The following is a 16,512-nucleotide window of genomic DNA, read 5'->3' as shown; positions in this document are numbered from 1 at the left end:
AATCAATAATGCGGCGGCGGTGCGTCTTCTTCGAAAGAACCGAACTGCCCGACCATTTCTTCCTGGCGCTTGAGCAGTGCCGCCATCTGCAGCTGCAGGCGCTCGACCACGCGCTGCTGCTCCACCAGAACGTCATTCAACGCCTGAATCGTATCGTCCTGAAAGGCCAGCCGGCTCTCCAGATCGGTAACGCGTTGTTCCAGAGTCATGACTCAGCCCTCCACAAAATTGAAATCGTCGGTCAGCACCAGGCGCAGGCGCTCGCGGATGGCGGCGACCTGCTCTGCACTATACGGTCGGGCCGGGTGCTTGCCCCAGACCGGCGCTGGCCACGCGGCATCATCGCGTTTGCGCACGATGACATGCATGTGCAACTGGCTGACAACGTTGCCCAAGGTGGCGACGTTCAGTTTGTCGGCGTCGAACGAATCCTTGAGCAGTTCGGCCAGCATGGTGGTTTCCTGCCAGAGCTGCTGCTGATCAGCGACATCCAACTGAAACAACTCGCTGATATCCTCGCGACGCGGCACCAGGATGAACCACGGGTACTGGCTATCGTTGGACAGCAGCAAACGGCAAAGCGGGAAGTCACCGATGACCAGCGTGTCCTGTTGAAGTCGTGAATCTAAAGCAAACACTGCGCGCACTCCCGGCTGATCGACATATTCAGCTTAGCGGCGATCACTGTGGACGGCCCGCCAAGCGACAGGCGTGCAGCATACCTGTGAATGCGCGAGCCTTCACGACAGCGCTGCCTGCCATCGTCGCGCCGACGCCCCGACATGGGACATTTGCGAACGCTACGCACCAACACAGACCCGATACCCATCGCTATCTCGATGAAACGATCGAAACACACGCTATGCTCGGCCTCTCAAGCGCTCAAAGCCGCGGGAAGCCGAACAGGGGCAGAAAATTATTTGCACCAAAATCGCACAACCCGTCTACGCTCAGTGCGTCGGGCATCCGCCGAATACTCAATGACGGGGTGAACGGGTAACGTTTTTGATTGTCACGCGCGCGAAACAGCGTGACAACACCATGGCAGGGCTAACGTCAAGCGCTGAAAAAAACAGCCTCGAAGCCCCCGTTTCACAAGGTTTTCACAAATGCAGAGAGGCGCTGGGGAAAATAACCGCAAGGAAAACGCGGTTTGAGCACGCTTGTTGCATTCGTACTCATATGGACTATAAGCGCACCACCGGAAGTGGATGCCTAAGCCCCATAAAAACAGTGGCAGGGTTGCCCGATGGAGATTCAAGTGTTTTGCCAGGGACTCTTTTTTACCGATGCAAAAAGGCCCATGAACAGCGAGAAAGTTGTCAGTCCGGCTGCGTCGGTACTGTGAATTTGCGACATCCATCCAGTCATTCGCGACAACGTCGTAAAGAAGCTGAAAGGTTGAATTCGCAAGTATCGCCAACATTGTCGGCGTGATATAAGTTTGCGCCGACACAAAAAGAAAGAGCCGCCCAGATAATAAAACAGGTGGGACGGCAGTACTCTTCTAAAACCAAAGGAGCAAATCACGATGCGCGTGATGAAGTGGAGCATGATCGCACTGGCAGTTGCAGCAGCTGCCGGTTCTCAGTTGGCTACGGCCGCACCGTTCGTTAGTGACCAGGCAGAGGCCAAGGGCTTCGTTGAAGACGCCAAAGCTGACTTGCTGATTCGCAACTATTACTTCAACCGCAATAACAAGAATGGCGGCAACGACCAGAAAGACTGGACCCAGGGTATCTGGGGCAACTTCAGCTCTGGTTACACCCAAGGCACCGTAGGCGTGGGCATTGATGCCTTCGGTTATCTGGCCATCAAACTCGATGGCGGTGACGGCACTGGCGGCACCGGCAACATGAGCCGCGATGCCGATGGCGAAGTCAACGACAGCCAGGGCAAAGCCGGTGCTGCGGTCAAGTTCCGCGTATCGAAAACCGAGCTGAAAGTGGGCGACATGCAGCCGAGCACTTCTCCAGTGTTCGCAGTCGGTGGTTCCCGTATCCTCCCGCAAACTGCCAGCGGCTTCCAGCTGCAGAGCAGCGAAATCAAAGATCTTGATCTCGAGGCCGGCCACTTCTACTCGGGTACCAGCCAGGACCGTAACTCCCGCGAAGGTGGTCTGTACGCCAACTACGCTGGCGAAGAAGCCAACACCATCGACTACTTCGGCGGCAAGTACGGCATCACCGAAAACCTGAGCGCATCGCTCTACGGCGCCAAGCTGGAAGACATCTGGAACCAGTACTACGCCAACGTGAACCTCACCACGCCTTTCAGTGGTGACACCTCGCTGAACACCGACTTCAACATCTACCGCACCACCGACACCGGTGACGCGAAAGCCGGCGATATCAGCAACACCACGTTCTCCCTGGCAACCGCTCTTTCGTTCCTGAAAGCGCACACCATTACCCTGGCCTTCCAGAAGGTCAACGGTGACACGCCTTTCGACTACATCGGCGTGGGCAAGAACAACCGTGGTGGCGACTCGATCTTCCTCGCCAACTCCATTCAGTACTCTGACTTCAACGGTCCGAACGAGAAATCCGCTCAGATCCGTTATGACATCAAAATGGCCGAGTACGGCGTTCCAGGTCTGAGCTTCATGACCCGTTACGTTAAAGGCTGGGACATCGATGGCACTAACACCCCAACTGGCAGCGCTTACGCTGGCCTGTACGGTGAAGATGGCAAGCACAACGAGACCAACCTGGAAGCCAAGTACGTTGTTCAGTCTGGCCCGGCAAAAGATCTCTCCTTCCGCATTCGTCAAGCATGGCACCAGGCTAACGCTGACCAGGGCGAAGGCGACATCAAAGAGTTCCGTCTGATCGTTGACTACCCGCTGTCGCTGTTGTAATCGCATCCAGTTAGTTTGCGATAACACATAAAAAGGCCCATCTCAGGATGGGCCTTTTTTATTGCTGCTGCATTCAACTGCGTTGACTGCCGAGTCAGACAGTTTAATTAGCAACCTATCATTTAGTTGCCGGTTCCTGCATTACACGAATAACCCGCTGCGGAAAAGGAATATCAATCCCGGCGGCTTTCAGGCGATCGCGCGACAGTTCATTGAACATGAACATAACATCCCAGTAGTCGGCAGTTTTAACCCAGACCCGCAAGGAAACCGTGATCGAACTGTCACCCAGTGTCGAAATCACCGCCTGTGGCTCAGGGTCCTGCAATACGCGCTCATCCTTGGCCAGGTCCAGCAACACCTGACGGGCTTTTTGCAGGTCTGCTTCGTAATCGACACCGACATCGAACACAACCTTGCGCGTCGGCTGACGATTGGTGTTGGTGATGATGCCGTTCGACAGATTGCCGTTGGGCAGGATGATGGTCTTGTTGTCGCCGGTACGCAGCACGGTGTGGAAAATCTGGATGCTGTCGACAGTGCCCGCCACGCCTTGCGCTTCGATCCAGTCACCGATGCGGAACGGCCGGAACAGCAGAATCAGCACGCCACCGGCAAAGTTTGCCAGGCTGCCCTGCAAGGCCAGACCGATGGCCAGACCGGCCGCACCGATGGCCGCGACGAACGAGGTGGTTTCCACGCCGATCATCGACGCGACGCTGACGATCAGCAGTACCTTGAGAATGATGTTCGCCAGGCTGCTGATAAAGCCTTGCAGTGCCAGGTCGGCATTGCGCAAGGCCAACAGACCGCCGAGCTTTTGCGTGACCTTGTTGATCAGCCACCAGCCGATGGCGAGGGTAATCACCGCCAGCAGCACGCGGCTGCCGTACTCCATGATCATCGGAATCCACGCCTGGGACGCCTTGACCAGGTGGTCCACCTCAGCATTCAAATCCATGTTCTTTCTCCTGATTTCCGGCTTCCCGGGGTGTACACAAAATAATGTGGGAGCGAGCCTGCTCGCGAATGCGGTGTGTCATTCAAAGATGAATTGACCGACACCTTGCATTCGCGAGCACGCTCGCTCCCACACAGTCACAGAGCAGTTTAGTCGCGGAAATTGTTGAACTGCAGCGGCATGCCGAATTCCTTGGCGCGCAGCGCCGCGATGGCTTCCTGCAGGTCGTCGCGCTTCTTGCCGGTCACACGCACTTGCTCGCCCTGAATGGCGGCCTGCACTTTCAGTTTGGCTTCCTTGATGTGGCCGACGATCTTTTTCGCCAGTTCCTTGTCGATGCCTTCCTTGAGCACGGCGTCCTGCTTCATCAGCTTGCCCGAGGCATAGGCGTCCTTGACCTCAAGGCACTGCACGTCGATCTTGCGCTTGACCAGCGCCAGCTTGAGGATTTCGATCATCGCCTCGAGCTGGAATTCGGCCTCGGCGGTCAGGCTGACGGTCAGGTCCTTTTCCTTGAACTCGAAGCTGCCTTTGCCTTTCAGGTCATAACGACGGTCGAGTTCCTTCACGGCGTTCTCGACCGCGTTGGTGAGCTCGTGTTTGTCCAGTTCGGATACCACGTCGAACGACGGCATGTAATCTCTCCAATAAAAAGGCGCGCTCGATGGTGATGGAGCGCGCTTGGCTTGCGGTTAAAATCGGGCTCATTATAACGGCTCTTTTCCCACCGATACGGCGCGCCGCACATGCCTGCAAGCAATCGAGCAAAAAACTGATGTCGACTCCCTGGCATGTACTGGGCGCCGGCAGTCTCGGCACGTTATGGGCGACCCGCCTGGCCCGCGCGGGCCAGGCGGTGCGGTTGATCGTGCGCGACCCAACGCGTTTGCGCAGCTACGAGGCCGCCGGTGGACTGACCCTGGTAGAAAACGGACAAGCCAGTACCCATGCAGTTCCCGCCGAAACCGCAGACCACCCCGCGCCGATCCGCCGCCTGCTGGTGGCGTGCAAGGCCTATGACGCCGAGAACGCCGTCGCCCGTATCGCGCCGCGACTGGCGGCCGATGCCGAGCTGATCCTGCTGCAGAACGGTCTCGGCAGTCAGGACGCGGTCGCCGCCCAAGTGCCGCATGCACGTTGCATCAGCGCCTCGAGCACCGAAGGTGCGTTCCGTGATGGCGACTGGCGCGTGGTGTTTGCCGGGCATGGGTTTACCTGGCTCGGCGATGCCGCAAACCCATTGGCGCCGATCTGGCTGGACGATCTGCAAGCGGCGAACATTCCCCATGAATGGACCGCTGACATCCTCACCCGCCTGTGGCGCAAACTGGCGCTCAACTGTGCGATCAACCCGCTGACGGTGTTGCACGGCTGCCGTAACGGCGGACTGACCGAGCATCACTGCGAAGTCGCCACCCTGTGTGGCGAGCTGGCCGAGTTGCTTGAGCGCTGCGGCCAACCGGCAGCGGCGGACAACCTGCAAGCGGAAGTCGAGCGGGTGATCCAAGCCACGGCGGCCAATTATTCCTCGATGTACCAGGATGTCGCCAACCAGCGCCGTACCGAAATCAGTTACCTGCTGGGCCACGCCTGCAAAGTTGCCGAGCGCCATCAGGTTAACCTGCCGCACCTGCAACAATTGCAGCAGCGCCTGATCGGCCATCTGCGCAGCCTCGGATTGCCCAGCGACTGAGCAGCGGCTACGCTGGCGACTTGTTCCTTTGCTGCGATAAACCTGATGCCATTGCGCCAGCGCCTCGAAAACCTGCCGGTCGGCCAGAAACTGTTGGCCGCCCTGTTGGTGTTGTTGACCACGGTTCTGCTGGTCGCCAACCTGACCTTTATCAGCGCCGCCTATTACATCTCCCAGGAAAGCATGGCGCCGCAAGCCTTGCAGACCATCGGCCGGCTGATCTCCAACCCGAGTCTGGTCAGTGAAGCCCTGCAATCACCGCAAAGTGCCGAGCGCCTGCTCAAGGAGCTCGACAGTTATTCACCGCTGCGCGCCGCCGCCCTCTACGACGGCAAAGGGCAACGCCTGGCGCAAGTGCAGCGTGGCGACAAGCTCAGCCTGCCGGAGCATTACCGCCACGTCGAGGCCTGGCAACTGACCGAATTTCGCAGCAACCAACTGATCACCCTGCCCCGTCCCGGCACCTCACCGGGCCATTTGCTGCTGGTTGCCAGCAGTGAGCTGCCGATGGCGTTCTACACCGGCACCCTGACTGCAAGCCTGGGCATCCTGATTTTCAGCGTGCTGCTGTGGCTAGTGATTGCCCGGCAGATCAAACGTCTGATCACCCGGCCGATCCATCAGCTCGAGGAGCTGTCGCGCCAGGTCACCCGCGAGGAAAACTACGCCCTGCGGGCCGCACGCGGCAACCACGATGAAATCGGCAGTCTGGCCGAGGCCTTCAACACCATGCTGTCGCGCATCGAAGCGCGCGAGCAGCAGCTCAAGCGCGCCCGCGATGATTCGCAGGCGGCTTACGATCAGGCTCAGGGGCTGGCCGAAGAAACCCGCCACACCAATCGCAAACTGGAACTGGAAGTCCAGGTGCGCAGCAAGATCGAGAAGAAGCTCACCGGTTTCCAGAATTACCTCAACAGCATCATCGACTCGATGCCCTCGGCGCTGATTGCCCTCGACGAGCAGCTCTACGTCACCCAATGGAACCAGGAAGCCAGCGCCCTCTCCGGCACGCGTCTGGACGAAGCGCTGAACCAGCCGATCTTCCTTGCCTTCGAACCGCTCAAGCCGTTTCTGCCGCAACTCAAGCAGACCGTCGAGCAGCACACCGTGGCGAAAATCGAGCGGGTCACCTGGTTCAAGGACGAAGAGCCGAAGCACTACGCGCTGACCTTTTATCCGCTGATGGGCGGTGCCGGGCGCGGCGTGGTGATCCGCATCGATGACATCACCCAGCGCTTGTCGCTGGAAGAAATGATGGTGCAGTCGGAAAAAATGCTCTCGGTCGGTGGCCTCGCCGCCGGCATGGCCCACGAGATCAATAACCCGCTGGGCGCGATCCTGCACAACGTGCAAAACATCCGCCGACGCCTGTCCGCGGATCTGCCGAAGAACCTGGAAACCGCCGAACAACTGGGCATCGAACTGGACACGGTCAACCGCTACCTGCAAGGGCGCGAAGTGCCGCAACTGCTCGACGGCATTCAACAGGCCGGTGCGCGAGCGGCGAAAATCGTTACACACATGCTCAGTTTCAGCCGCCGCAGCACTCGGCAAATGGCCCCGTGCGACTTGCCGGCACTGATCGACCAAGCCGTGGAAATCGCTGGCAACGACTTCGATCTGGCCATCGGTTTCGACTTCAAGGGCCAGGCGATCATCCGCCAGTTCGACCCGGCGCTCGGCCCGGTGCCGGGCACCGCCAACGAGCTCGAGCAGGTGCTGCTCAATTTGCTGAAAAACGCCGCACAAGCCATTCACCAGCGCGAAGACGACGGCGAGCCGGGGCGGATCATTTTGCGCACCAGGCTCAATCCGCCCTGGGCCGAAATTCAGGTCGAAGACAACGGCATCGGCATGAGCGAGAGCGTGCGCAAACGCACCTTCGAGCCGTTCTTCACCACCAAGGAAATCGGCCAGGGCACCGGGCTGGGCCTGTCGGTGTCTTACTTCATCATTACCAACAATCACAAAGGGCAGATGGAAGTGCAGTCCGCGCCGGGCCAGGGCACCTGTTTCACCTTGCGTCTGCCACTGACCCAGCCAACACCCATCGCCGCTGAAAACAATCAACTACCGAGGTAACCCATGGGCTTTCGCCTGTCGAAAATCTACACCCGCACCGGCGACACCGGCGAAACAGGCCTGGGCGATGACCGTCGCGTGCCCAAGGATCATCCACGCATCGAAGCGATCGGCGAAGTCGATACGCTGAACAGTCAGGTTGGCGTGCTGCTGGCCGGATTGATCGCCGAACGTGAAAGCTGCCCGGGGCTGAATGAGCTGATCGAGGTGTTGGCGCCTTGTCAGCATCGCCTGTTTGATTTGGGCGGCGAATTGGCGATGCCGGAATATCAGGCGTTGAACGCAGCGGAAATCGAACGGCTGGAAGCAGCGATCGACGTGTGGAATGAAGAGTTGGGGCCGCTGGAGAATTTCATTCTGCCGGGCGGCTCGATGCTCATTGCTCAAGCGCATGTGTGCCGCAGCCTGGCGCGCAGTGCCGAGCGACGCTGCCAGCACCTGAATGCGCTGGAACCGCTGGCCGGGGTTGGCCTGGCGTATATCAATCGGTTGTCGGATTTGTTGTTTGTTGCGGCAAGGTTGATTGCGCGGCGGCAAGGGGTGGCGGAGATTTTGTGGCAGGCGGCCCCAAAGCCAACAGAAATGTAGCGCCTGTTTAGCCGCCATCGCTGGCAAGCCAGCTCCCACAGGTTTAGTGGCTTACGCAAAATTTGTGAACGACACAAAACCCTGTGGGAGCTGGCTTGCCAGCGAATGGGCCATCAGCCTTTACAGAGACTCAGGCCAGAACGCGCGAATCCCCGCGACACCCTGCGCCCCGACACTCCAGGCCTTGTCCCGCTCCGCAGGCCCTACCCCCCCGAGCAAAAATACCGGTTTGCTGAAACCCTCGATCAAAGTCTCTGTCTGTTCCCACCCTAATGGCTGCCCATCCGGGTGGGTCAGCGTCGGCTGCACTGGCGACAGGGTGACAAAATCCACACCCATCTGCTCGGCCAGTGCCAGCTCTTCGGCGTCGTGACACGACGCGGCGAGCCAGCGCTCCGCCGGCAACGGCCGCCCCGCCGCTGCGTATTTGCGCAACTGCGCCGAGGTGATGTGCCAGCCGGCCGACGGGAAATCGCCAAGCCATTCGAACGGCCCCTTGATCATCAATTGCGCCTTGCCGGCACACAGGCCGACCGCATCCACCGCCAGATCGCGGTACTTGGGGTCGTAGCCATTCGGCGCACGCAACTGAATCAGCTTGATGCCACCCGCAATCGCCTTCTGGATCCCGCGCAGCAGCGCCGGGGTTTCCAGATCCTCGGGGGTGATCAGGTACTCGGCGGGCAAACGCGCCGCGGCGACGATGGGCTGGTTGGCCGCCGGGAAGTCGTAATTCACCAGTTCCTTCGCCGTGACCCAAGCCAACGGCTGGCCCTCGGCGCCATGCGGTTCGCCAGTGAATGCCGAGACTTCCCAGACATCCAGCAACACTTGTTTGTCCGGATAATCGTGGCGAACCTTGATCAGCGGCCGGGCAGCACCAACGACGATACCCAGTTCCTCGTTCAACTCCCGCGCCAGCGCGCTTTCAACCGATTCGTCAGCCTCGACCTTACCGCCGGGAAATTCCCACAGCCCCCCCTGATGCTGGGTGTCGGCGCGGCGAGCGATGAGGATTTTGCCGCTGGCGTCACGAATGACTGCAGCGGCGACGTGAACGCGTTTCACGGCTTCAATTCCTCCAGTCCGGCCTTCTGCCACGCTTTGAATGCAGGCCATTGGTAGACGGTTTCAACATAGGCTTCGTCAGCGGCCGGCAGTTGCACTTGATAGGTGCGCAGGCGTACGGCGATCGGCGCGAAAAAAGCATCCGCCAGGCTTACGCGACCGAACAGGTACGGCCCTTCTTCGGTCGCCGCTGCACGACATTCCGCCCACAAGGCGAGCATGCGCTCGATGTCGACCTTCACTTCTGGCGGCACCGGATCGAGCGGCGCGTCGTGATTGAGGTTGAACGGCATGTGATTGCGCATGGCAAAGAAGCCGCTGTGCATCTGCGCGCAGGCAGAGCGGGCCTGTGCGCGGGCGAAAATATCGCTCGGCCAGAGCTGCTCGGAGGGGAATTGCTCGGCGAGGTATTCGGCGATCGCCAGCGAATCGGCGATGGTACCGCGGGTGGTTTTGAGCAGCGGCACCTTGGCGGTCGGCGAATGCTTGAGCAGTAGCGCGCGGGTGTCGGGCTTGCCGAGTCTGATCAGTTCTTCGCTGTAGGGTGCGCCGGTCAGCTCCAGCGCCAGGCCGGCGCGCAGGGACCAGGAGGAAAGCAGTTTGTCGCCGATGATCAGGTGCAGGGACATGGTGGTGGCGCCTTTTCGTCAGAGGGAAACTCTAGATAAGTGGTGTCCGGGCTGGCGCAATCGCGAGCAGGCTCACTCCTACAGGGGATTTGTGAACGACACAGATCCCTGTGGGAGCCAGCCTGCTGGCGATGCAGGCGGCTCGGTCTCGGATCAGGTGCGGTACTCAGCGTTGATCTTCACATACTCGTGCGACAGGTCGGTGGTCCAGATGGTTTCGCTGCAATCGCCGCGACCCAGCTCGATGCGGATGGTGATCTCTTCCTGCTGCATCACCGCCGAGCCTTGCGCTTCAGTGTAGGTCGTCGCACGGGCGCCGCGGCTGGCAATGCACACTTCGCCGAGGAACACGTCGATCTTGCTCACGTCCAGATCCGGCACACCGGCACGGCCGACGGCGGCGAGAATCCGGCCCCAGTTCGGGTCGGAAGCGAACAGCGCGGTCTTGATCAACGGCGAGTGGGCCACGGTGTAGCCAACGTCCAGGCATTCCTGATGATTGCCACCGCCGTTGACTTCAACAGTGACGAACTTGGTCGCGCCTTCGCCGTCACGCACGATGGCCTGGGCCACGTCCATGCACACTTCGAACACCGCTTGCTTGAGCTTGGCGAACAGCTCGCCTTCAGCACGGGTGATTTCCGGCAGCGCAGCCTTGCCGGTGGCGATCAGCATGCAGCAGTCGTTGGTCGAGGTGTCGCCGTCGATGGTGATGCGGTTGAACGACTTGTTGGCGCCATCGAGCATCAGGTTGTGCAGCACATCGCGCGAAACATTGGCATCGGTGGCGATGTAGCCAAGCATGGTCGCCATGTTCGGGCGGATCATGCCGGCGCCTTTGCTGATGCCGGTGACGGTGATGGTCACGCCGTCATGCTCGAACTGGCGGCTGGCGCCCTTCGGCAGGGTGTCGGTGGTCATGATTCCGGTGGCGGCGGCTTCCCAGTTGTTTTCCGACAGATCGTCGAGCGCGGCTTGCAGTGCGCCTTCAATCTTCTCGACCGGCAGCGGCTCACCGATCACCCCGGTGGAGTACGGCAGGATCTGGCTGGCATCGACGCCGGTCAGCTCGGCCAGTTTCGCGGTGGTGCGCTCGGCAGCCGCCAGGCCCGGTTCGCCGGTGCCGGCATTGGCGTTACCGGTGTTGGTCAGCAGGTAGCGCACGGCATTCTGCACGCGCTTTTTCGCCAGGATCACCGGCGCCGCACAGAAGGCGTTCAAGGTGAACACGCCCGCCACGGTCGAACCTTCGGCACAGCGCATCACTACAACATCCTTGCGCCCTGGGCGCTTGATGCCGGCCGAGGCGATACCGAGTTCAAAACCGGCAACCGGGTGCAACGTTGGCAACGGACCAAGACCAACAGCCATGAATGCGCTCCTTACTCAATGATGTCAGCACCGCCACTCGCAGCGACGGTGGTGTGAATGGCAAAACGCCGCGACGGCAGAAGCCGGTCGCGGCGCGGGGTGTTCAGCGAGTGCGACGGGTTTTACTGGATCTGCCCGTGGCAATGCTTGTATTTCTTGCCCGAACCGCAATAGCACAGCTCGTTGCGGCCCAGCTTCTGCTCGTTGCGCACCGGTGCGGTGGCGAGGGCGACATCGACCTCTTCACCCAGCGCTTCGGGCTGATCCAGCCCTGGCGCTTCGGCGTGTTCGAATTGCATGCGGGCGGCCAGCGCTTCGGCTTCCTGACGCAGGCGTTGTTCTTCGGCTTCCGGATCTTCGCGGCGAACCTGAACGTGCGACAGCACACGGATCGAGTCGCGCTTGATCGAATCGAGCAGCTCGGAGAACAGCGTGAACGACTCGCGCTTGTATTCCTGCTTCGGGTTCTTCTGCGCATAGCCACGCAGGTGGATGCCGTGACGCAGGTGATCCATGGTCGACAGGTGGTCTTTCCACAGGTCGTCCAGTACGCGCAGCACGATTTGCTTCTCGAACGAGCGCAGTGCTTCGGCACCGGCCTGATCTTCTTTTTCGTTGTACGCGGCGATCAGCTCGGCCATCAGCTTCTCGCGCAGCGTTTCTTCGTACAGGTGATCGTCTTCGTCGAGCCACTGCTGGATCGGCAGTTTCACGCCGAAGTCGCTTTCGATCGTCGCTTCCAGACCAGCGACGTCCCACTGCTCGGGCAGCGATTGCGGTGGAATGTGCGCGCTGACGGTAGCGTTGAGCACGTCCTGACGGAAGTCGGCGATGGTCTCACCGATGTTGTCGGCGGCCAGCAACGTGTTACGCATGTGATAGATCACTTTACGCTGTTCGTTGTTGACGTCGTCGAACTCGAGCAATTGCTTGCGAATGTCGAAGTTGCGCCCTTCAACCTTGCGCTGCGCCTTCTCGATCGCGTTGGTCACCATGCGGTGCTCGATCGCTTCGCCCGGCTGCATGCCAAGGGCTTTCATGAAGTTCTTCACCCGGTCAGAGGCGAAGATGCGCATCAGGCTGTCTTCCAGCGACAGGTAGAAGCGGCTCGAACCGGCATCGCCCTGACGGCCGGCACGGCCACGCAACTGGTTGTCGATACGACGCGATTCGTGACGCTCGGAAGCGATCACCTGCAAGCCGCCGGATTCCAGCACTTGCTGATGGCGCTTCTGCCAGTCGGCCTTGATCTGCGCGATCTGCTCGGGGCTCGGGTTTTCCAGCGCCGCGACTTCCACTTCCCAGTTGCCGCCCAACAGAATGTCGGTACCGCGACCGGCCATGTTGGTGGCGATGGTCAGGGCGCCCGGACGACCGGCCTGAGCGATGATTTCAGCTTCTTTTTCGTGGAACTTGGCGTTCAGGACCTTGTGTTCGATGCCTTCCTTGGCGAGCAGGCTGGACACGTGCTCGGAAGTTTCGATGGTCGCCGTACCGACGAGGATCGGACGGCCCTGGGCCATGCCTTCCTTGATGTCGTTGATGATCGCCGCGTATTTCTCTTCGGCGGTCAGGAACACCAGGTCGTTGTAGTCTTTGCGCGCCAACGGCTTGTTCGGCGGAATGACCACGACCGGCAGGTTGTAGATCTGGTGGAATTCGAACGCTTCGGTGTCAGCGGTACCGGTCATGCCGGACAGCTTTTCGTACAGACGGAAGTAGTTCTGGAAGGTGGTCGAGGCCAGGGTCTGGCTCTCGGCCTGAATGTTCAGACCTTCCTTGGCTTCGATGGCCTGGTGCAGGCCTTCGGACAGACGACGACCGGGCATGGTACGACCGGTGTGTTCGTCGACCAGCACGACCTGACCGTCCTGCACGATGTATTCAACGTTGCGGTTGAACAGCTTGTGCGCACGCAGACCGGCATAAACGTGGGTCAACAGACCGAGGTTGTGCGCCGAATACAGGCTCTCGCCTTCGGCCAGCAGGCCGACGCGGGTGAGCATGTCTTCGATGAACTGGTGACCGGCTTCGTTGAGTTCGACCTGACGGGTCTTTTCGTCAACGGTGTAGTGGCCGGCCTTGGTGACCTGACCTTCGACTTCTTCGACGTGCAGTTCCAGCTGCGGGATCAGCTTGTTGATCTCCATGTACAGCTTGGAGCTGTCCTCGGCCTGACCGGAAATGATCAGCGGGGTACGCGCTTCGTCGATGAGGATGGAGTCGACTTCGTCGATCACGGCAAAGTTGAGTTCGCGCTGGAATTTTTCTTCCATGCTGAACGCCATGTTGTCGCGCAGGTAGTCGAAACCGAATTCGTTGTTGGTGCCGTAGGTGATGTCGGCGGCATAGGCCAGACGCTTCTCTTCCGGCGGCTGGAACGGCGTCACGACGCCGACGGTCAGGCCGAGGAATTCGTACAGCGGACGCATCCAGTTGGCGTCACGACGGGCCAGGTAGTCGTTCACCGTCACCACATGCACGCCCTTGCCGGACAGTGCGTTGAGGTAAACGCCGAGGGTCGCCACCAGGGTTTTACCCTCACCGGTGCGCATTTCGGCGATCTTGCCTTCGTGCAGGGTCATGCCACCGACGAGTTGCACGTCGAAGTGGCGCATGCCCATCACGCGCTTGCCGGCCTCGCGGGCCACGGCAAAGGCTTCAGGCAACAGCTTGTCGAGGGTTTCCCCTTTGGCGATGCGGTCCTTGAACTCTTGAGTCTTGGCGCGCAATTGATCGTCCGAAAGGGCCACCATTTGCTCTTCGAAGGCATTGACGAGCTGCACCGTCTTGAGCATGCGTTTGACTTCACGCTCGTTCTTGCTTCCAAAAAGTTTCTTTAACAAAGGCGCAAACATATCGGCAGGATCTTCCACACTAAAGGGATGGAGGGCGGCCCCGTGAGTCGCCCGTGCAGCCCTCATGGCCGCATGCGAACGAGCATTCTACCCGGAAACGGTGGTGAGGAAAGTGGCGATGTTCCACGATGCTGGCACTGCGCTTTGACGGGGCTCACTTGAAATAAGGGCGTTTTGCTCAACTTCAAGCCACGCGGGCAAGAAGTTAGTCGTTGATTTAATGAGCAAAGCAGGGACAAAAGCAATGGGCGAGTGGTTCCGCAGCTTTCTGCTACCATGGCGCTTCTGTTACTTCAGGTGTTCGATCATGGCATTTCGCCCTCTCACGGCCAGAGCACCCGCCGTTCTGCTACGCGAAGCCAAGCCGCTCAAAGCCATCCTCGGCCATGCCCAACGGCTGGGACATTTGCAACGTCTGCTCGAAAGCCAGCTGCAACCCGCCGCCCGCAAACACTGCCATGTGGCGTCATGGCGCGAGGGCAGTCTGCTGCTGATTGTGACCGACGGCCACTGGGCAACACGTTTGCGCTATCAGCAGAAACGCTTGCAGCGGCAATTGCAGATGTTCGACGAGTTCGCCAGCCTGACGCGGATTCTGTTCAAGGTGCAGCCGCCGACGGTGCAGCGCGGCGCGACCGGGCACACCATGGATCTGTCGACCGATGCCGCCGCGACGATTCAGGAAACGGCCAATGGGATCAGCGATCCGGGTTTGCGTGCGGCGCTGGAACGACTGGCAGCGCACGCCAAGGCCAAAACCTGAAATCAGCAAATCCCGCAGGAGCGAGCCTGCTCGCGATAGCGGTAGATCAGTCACTACAAGTGTCGACCGTTGCATCGCCATCGCGAGCAGGCTCACTCCTGCATTGTTTTAGCGGCGTTTGCTGCCGCCGAGCAAAGAGCCCATCAAACCGCGCACCAGTTGCTTGCCCAGATTGTTGGCCGCTTGGCGCATGGCTGACTTCAGTGCCTGCCCCGCCGCGGTGCCGAGGAACTCCCCGGCCCGGTCGGCCAGGCTTGGTTCTTCGGCAGCTGCTTTGCCTGCGGGCGCTTCAGCTTCCGGCGCCAGGCCTTTACGTCCCATCAGGATTTCATACGCCGACTCGCGGTCGATCGGTTTGTCATAACGGCCCTTGTACGGCGATCCGGCAATCAGCACGGTGCGTTCGGTTGCGCTGAGCGGCCCGATCCGCGATTGCGGCGGCGCGACCAGCACACGCTGGACGATTTCCGGCGTGCCCTTCTCGGTCAGCGTGCCGACCAAGGCCTCACCAATCCCCAACTCGGTCAATACCGACAAGCTGTCGAACGCCGGATTCGGGCGGAACCCCTCGGCCACCGCGCGCAAGGATTTCTGCTCTTTGGCAGTAAACGCACGCAAGCCGTGCTGGATGCGCAAGCCCAGTTGGGCCAGCACGTCATCCGGCAGATCGGCGGGCGACTGGGTGACGAAATACACGCCAACGCCCTTGGAGCGAATCAACCGCACCACTTGTTCCAGACGCTCCTGCAACGCCTTCGGTGTGTCGCCAAACAGCAAATGCGCCTCATCGAAGAACAGCGCCAGCAGCGGTTTGTCGGCATCGCCCCGCTCCGGCAATTGCTCGAACAGTTCGGCCAGCAGCCACAACAGGAACGTTGCATAGACCTTCGGCGCCTCGTGCACCAGACGGCTGGCGTCGAGCAGATGAATGCGCCCGCGGCCGTCGGCGGTCGGTTGCAGAATGTCTTCCAGTTGCAGTGCCGGCTCGCCGAACAAGGCTTCTGCGCCCTGCTGCTCAAGGGTTGCCAAGCGGCGCAGCAGCGCCTGACTGGAGCCAGTGGTCATCAGCGCCGCGTCTTCGCCGAGCAACTGAGGATTGTCCTTGAGGTGATTGAGCAGCGCTTTCAGGTCTTTCAGATCGAGCAGCAACAGACCTTCGCGATCGGCGACCTTGAACGCCGCATACAGCGCCGACTGTTGACTGTCAGTGAGCTCCAGCAGACTGCCGATCAACAGCGGGCCCATTTCGCTCAGGGTGGTACGCAGCGGATGCCCGGATTCGCCATGAATATCCCACAAGGTCACCGGATACGCCTGCGGGGTGTGGTTGAGCCACGGCATGCCGGCGATGCGTTCGGCGACCTTGCCCTGTGGATTGCCGGCGGCACCGAGGCCGCACAGGTCACCCTTGATGTCGGCGGCGAACACCGCGACACCGGCGTCGCTGAAGGCTTCGGCCAGGCGCTGCAAGGTGACGGTCTTACCGGTGCCGGTGGCGCCGGCGATCAGGCCGTGGCGGTTCGCCAGGCGCATCGCCTGGGCAGTCTGCTGGCCAGCCGGATCGGCGCCGATTACGAGTTGCGAGGAGTCAGGCATTTTGTCACCCAATGGTTAATCTTTGATGCTGCATGGCCGATAA

At 60.3% G+C, this 16,512-nt stretch carries 14 protein-coding genes; 5 read left to right on the top strand and 9 right to left on the bottom strand.

Features of this window, described 5'->3' with window-relative positions; translation table 11 throughout:
• Nucleotides 1-2 precede the first annotated feature (2 nt).
• Both BLU24_RS07835 and BLU24_RS07830 read right to left on the bottom strand, forming a co-directional pair.
• On the bottom strand, nucleotides 3-209 hold the full coding sequence (locus BLU24_RS07835; RefSeq protein ID WP_090285625.1) for a SlyX family protein: 207 nt from the start codon (nucleotides 207-209) through the stop codon (nucleotides 3-5).
• Nucleotides 210-212: 3 nt separating this feature from the next.
• Nucleotides 213-638 carry an HIT family protein gene (locus BLU24_RS07830; protein WP_093098966.1) on the bottom strand — a complete coding sequence of 142 codons (426 nt, stop codon included), beginning with the start codon at nucleotides 636-638 and terminating at the stop codon, nucleotides 213-215.
• A gap of 893 nt (nucleotides 639-1,531) precedes the next feature.
• Here BLU24_RS07830 and BLU24_RS07825 point away from each other — a divergent pair.
• Nucleotides 1,532-2,860: an OprD family porin gene (locus BLU24_RS07825; RefSeq protein WP_090285629.1), complete on the top strand. Its 1,329-nt coding sequence runs from the start codon at nucleotides 1,532-1,534 to the stop codon at nucleotides 2,858-2,860.
• Between the two features lie 118 nt (nucleotides 2,861-2,978).
• On the opposite strand, the gene BLU24_RS07820 is transcribed toward BLU24_RS07825, so the two are convergent.
• Entirely contained in the window at nucleotides 2,979-3,821 is an 843-nt protein-coding gene (locus BLU24_RS07820; protein WP_090285631.1) for a mechanosensitive ion channel family protein, read from the bottom strand.
• A gap of 149 nt (nucleotides 3,822-3,970) precedes the next feature.
• Nucleotides 3,971-4,456: a YajQ family cyclic di-GMP-binding protein gene (locus BLU24_RS07815; protein ID WP_090285634.1), complete on the bottom strand. Its 486-nt coding sequence runs from the start codon at nucleotides 4,454-4,456 to the stop codon at nucleotides 3,971-3,973.
• A 140-nt stretch (nucleotides 4,457-4,596) separates the two neighbouring features.
• Here BLU24_RS07815 and BLU24_RS07810 point away from each other — a divergent pair, with 140 nt between their 5' ends.
• Genes BLU24_RS07810 through BLU24_RS07800 form a run of 3 tightly spaced genes read left to right on the top strand, consistent with a single transcriptional unit; the run spans nucleotide 4,597 to nucleotide 8,184 of the window.
• Entirely contained in the window at nucleotides 4,597-5,514 is a 918-nt protein-coding gene (locus BLU24_RS07810) for a putative 2-dehydropantoate 2-reductase (protein ID WP_093106525.1), read from the top strand.
• A gap of 45 nt (nucleotides 5,515-5,559) precedes the next feature.
• Nucleotides 5,560-7,596: a sensor histidine kinase gene (locus BLU24_RS07805; RefSeq protein WP_093098963.1), complete on the top strand. Its 2,037-nt coding sequence runs from the start codon at nucleotides 5,560-5,562 to the stop codon at nucleotides 7,594-7,596.
• Between the two features lie 3 nt (nucleotides 7,597-7,599).
• On the top strand, nucleotides 7,600-8,184 hold the full coding sequence (locus BLU24_RS07800; RefSeq protein ID WP_093098960.1) for a cob(I)yrinic acid a,c-diamide adenosyltransferase: 585 nt from the start codon (nucleotides 7,600-7,602) through the stop codon (nucleotides 8,182-8,184).
• A gap of 120 nt (nucleotides 8,185-8,304) precedes the next feature.
• On the opposite strand, the gene BLU24_RS07795 is transcribed toward BLU24_RS07800, so the two are convergent.
• From BLU24_RS07795 to secA, 4 genes are all read right to left on the bottom strand, one after another.
• A complete protein-coding gene (locus tag BLU24_RS07795; protein ID WP_093098957.1) occupies nucleotides 8,305-9,252 on the bottom strand; it encodes a Nudix family hydrolase in 948 nt (315 codons plus the stop codon).
• Nucleotides 9,249-9,881, bottom strand: coding sequence for a glutathione S-transferase family protein (locus BLU24_RS07790; RefSeq protein ID WP_093098954.1), 633 nt, complete (start codon nucleotides 9,879-9,881; stop codon nucleotides 9,249-9,251). Before BLU24_RS07790 ends, BLU24_RS07795 begins: the two co-directional genes overlap by 4 nt.
• Nucleotides 9,882-10,034: 153 nt before the next feature.
• Nucleotides 10,035-11,252 carry a bifunctional glutamate N-acetyltransferase/amino-acid acetyltransferase ArgJ gene (gene argJ / locus BLU24_RS07785; protein ID WP_093098951.1) on the bottom strand — a complete coding sequence of 406 codons (1,218 nt, stop codon included), beginning with the start codon at nucleotides 11,250-11,252 and terminating at the stop codon, nucleotides 10,035-10,037.
• A gap of 122 nt (nucleotides 11,253-11,374) precedes the next feature.
• Nucleotides 11,375-14,110: a preprotein translocase subunit SecA gene (gene secA, locus BLU24_RS07780; RefSeq protein ID WP_093098948.1), complete on the bottom strand. Its 2,736-nt coding sequence runs from the start codon at nucleotides 14,108-14,110 to the stop codon at nucleotides 11,375-11,377.
• Nucleotides 14,111-14,417: 307 nt separating this feature from the next.
• On the opposite strand from secA, the gene BLU24_RS07775 reads away from it, so the two are divergent.
• Nucleotides 14,418-14,873: a DUF721 domain-containing protein gene (locus BLU24_RS07775; protein ID WP_093098945.1), complete on the top strand. Its 456-nt coding sequence runs from the start codon at nucleotides 14,418-14,420 to the stop codon at nucleotides 14,871-14,873.
• 108 nt (nucleotides 14,874-14,981) lie between these two features.
• On the opposite strand, the gene BLU24_RS07770 is transcribed toward BLU24_RS07775, so the two are convergent.
• On the bottom strand, nucleotides 14,982-16,469 hold the full coding sequence (locus tag BLU24_RS07770; RefSeq protein ID WP_093106521.1) for a helicase HerA-like domain-containing protein: 1,488 nt from the start codon (nucleotides 16,467-16,469) through the stop codon (nucleotides 14,982-14,984).
• Between the last annotated feature and the right edge of the window lie 43 nt (nucleotides 16,470-16,512).

Origin of the sequence: Pseudomonas sp. Z003-0.4C(8344-21) (assembly GCF_900104975.1) — a bacterium.
GTDB classification, from domain to species: Bacteria; Pseudomonadota; Gammaproteobacteria; order Pseudomonadales; family Pseudomonadaceae; genus Aquipseudomonas; species Aquipseudomonas granadensis.
The sequence above is the reverse complement of the archived record's forward strand: the minus strand, read 5'-3'. Positions and strand labels throughout refer to the sequence as shown.

Bases quoted from the DNA above. Each gene is read 5' to 3' on its own strand.
- BLU24_RS07770 (WP_093106521.1), bottom strand. From the start codon at position 16,469: ATGCCTGACTCCTCGCAACTCGTAATCGGCGCCGATCCGGCTGGCCAG.
- BLU24_RS07835 (WP_090285625.1), bottom strand. From the start codon at position 209: ATGACTCTGGAACAACGCGTTACCGATCTGGAGAGCCGGCTGGCCTTT.
- BLU24_RS07815 (WP_090285634.1), bottom strand. From the start codon at position 4,456: ATGCCGTCGTTCGACGTGGTATCCGAACTGGACAAACACGAGCTCACC.
- secA (WP_093098948.1), bottom strand. From the start codon at position 14,110: ATGTTTGCGCCTTTGTTAAAGAAACTTTTTGGAAGCAAGAACGAGCGT.
- BLU24_RS07805 (WP_093098963.1), top strand. From the start codon at position 5,560: ATGCCATTGCGCCAGCGCCTCGAAAACCTGCCGGTCGGCCAGAAACTG.
- BLU24_RS07810 (WP_093106525.1), top strand. From the start codon at position 4,597: ATGTCGACTCCCTGGCATGTACTGGGCGCCGGCAGTCTCGGCACGTTA.
- BLU24_RS07775 (WP_093098945.1), top strand. From the start codon at position 14,418: ATGGCATTTCGCCCTCTCACGGCCAGAGCACCCGCCGTTCTGCTACGC.
- BLU24_RS07825 (WP_090285629.1), top strand. From the start codon at position 1,532: ATGCGCGTGATGAAGTGGAGCATGATCGCACTGGCAGTTGCAGCAGCT.
- BLU24_RS07790 (WP_093098954.1), bottom strand. From the start codon at position 9,881: ATGTCCCTGCACCTGATCATCGGCGACAAACTGCTTTCCTCCTGGTCC.
- BLU24_RS07820 (WP_090285631.1), bottom strand. From the start codon at position 3,821: ATGGATTTGAATGCTGAGGTGGACCACCTGGTCAAGGCGTCCCAGGCG.
- BLU24_RS07800 (WP_093098960.1), top strand. From the start codon at position 7,600: ATGGGCTTTCGCCTGTCGAAAATCTACACCCGCACCGGCGACACCGGC.
- argJ (WP_093098951.1), bottom strand. From the start codon at position 11,252: ATGGCTGTTGGTCTTGGTCCGTTGCCAACGTTGCACCCGGTTGCCGGT.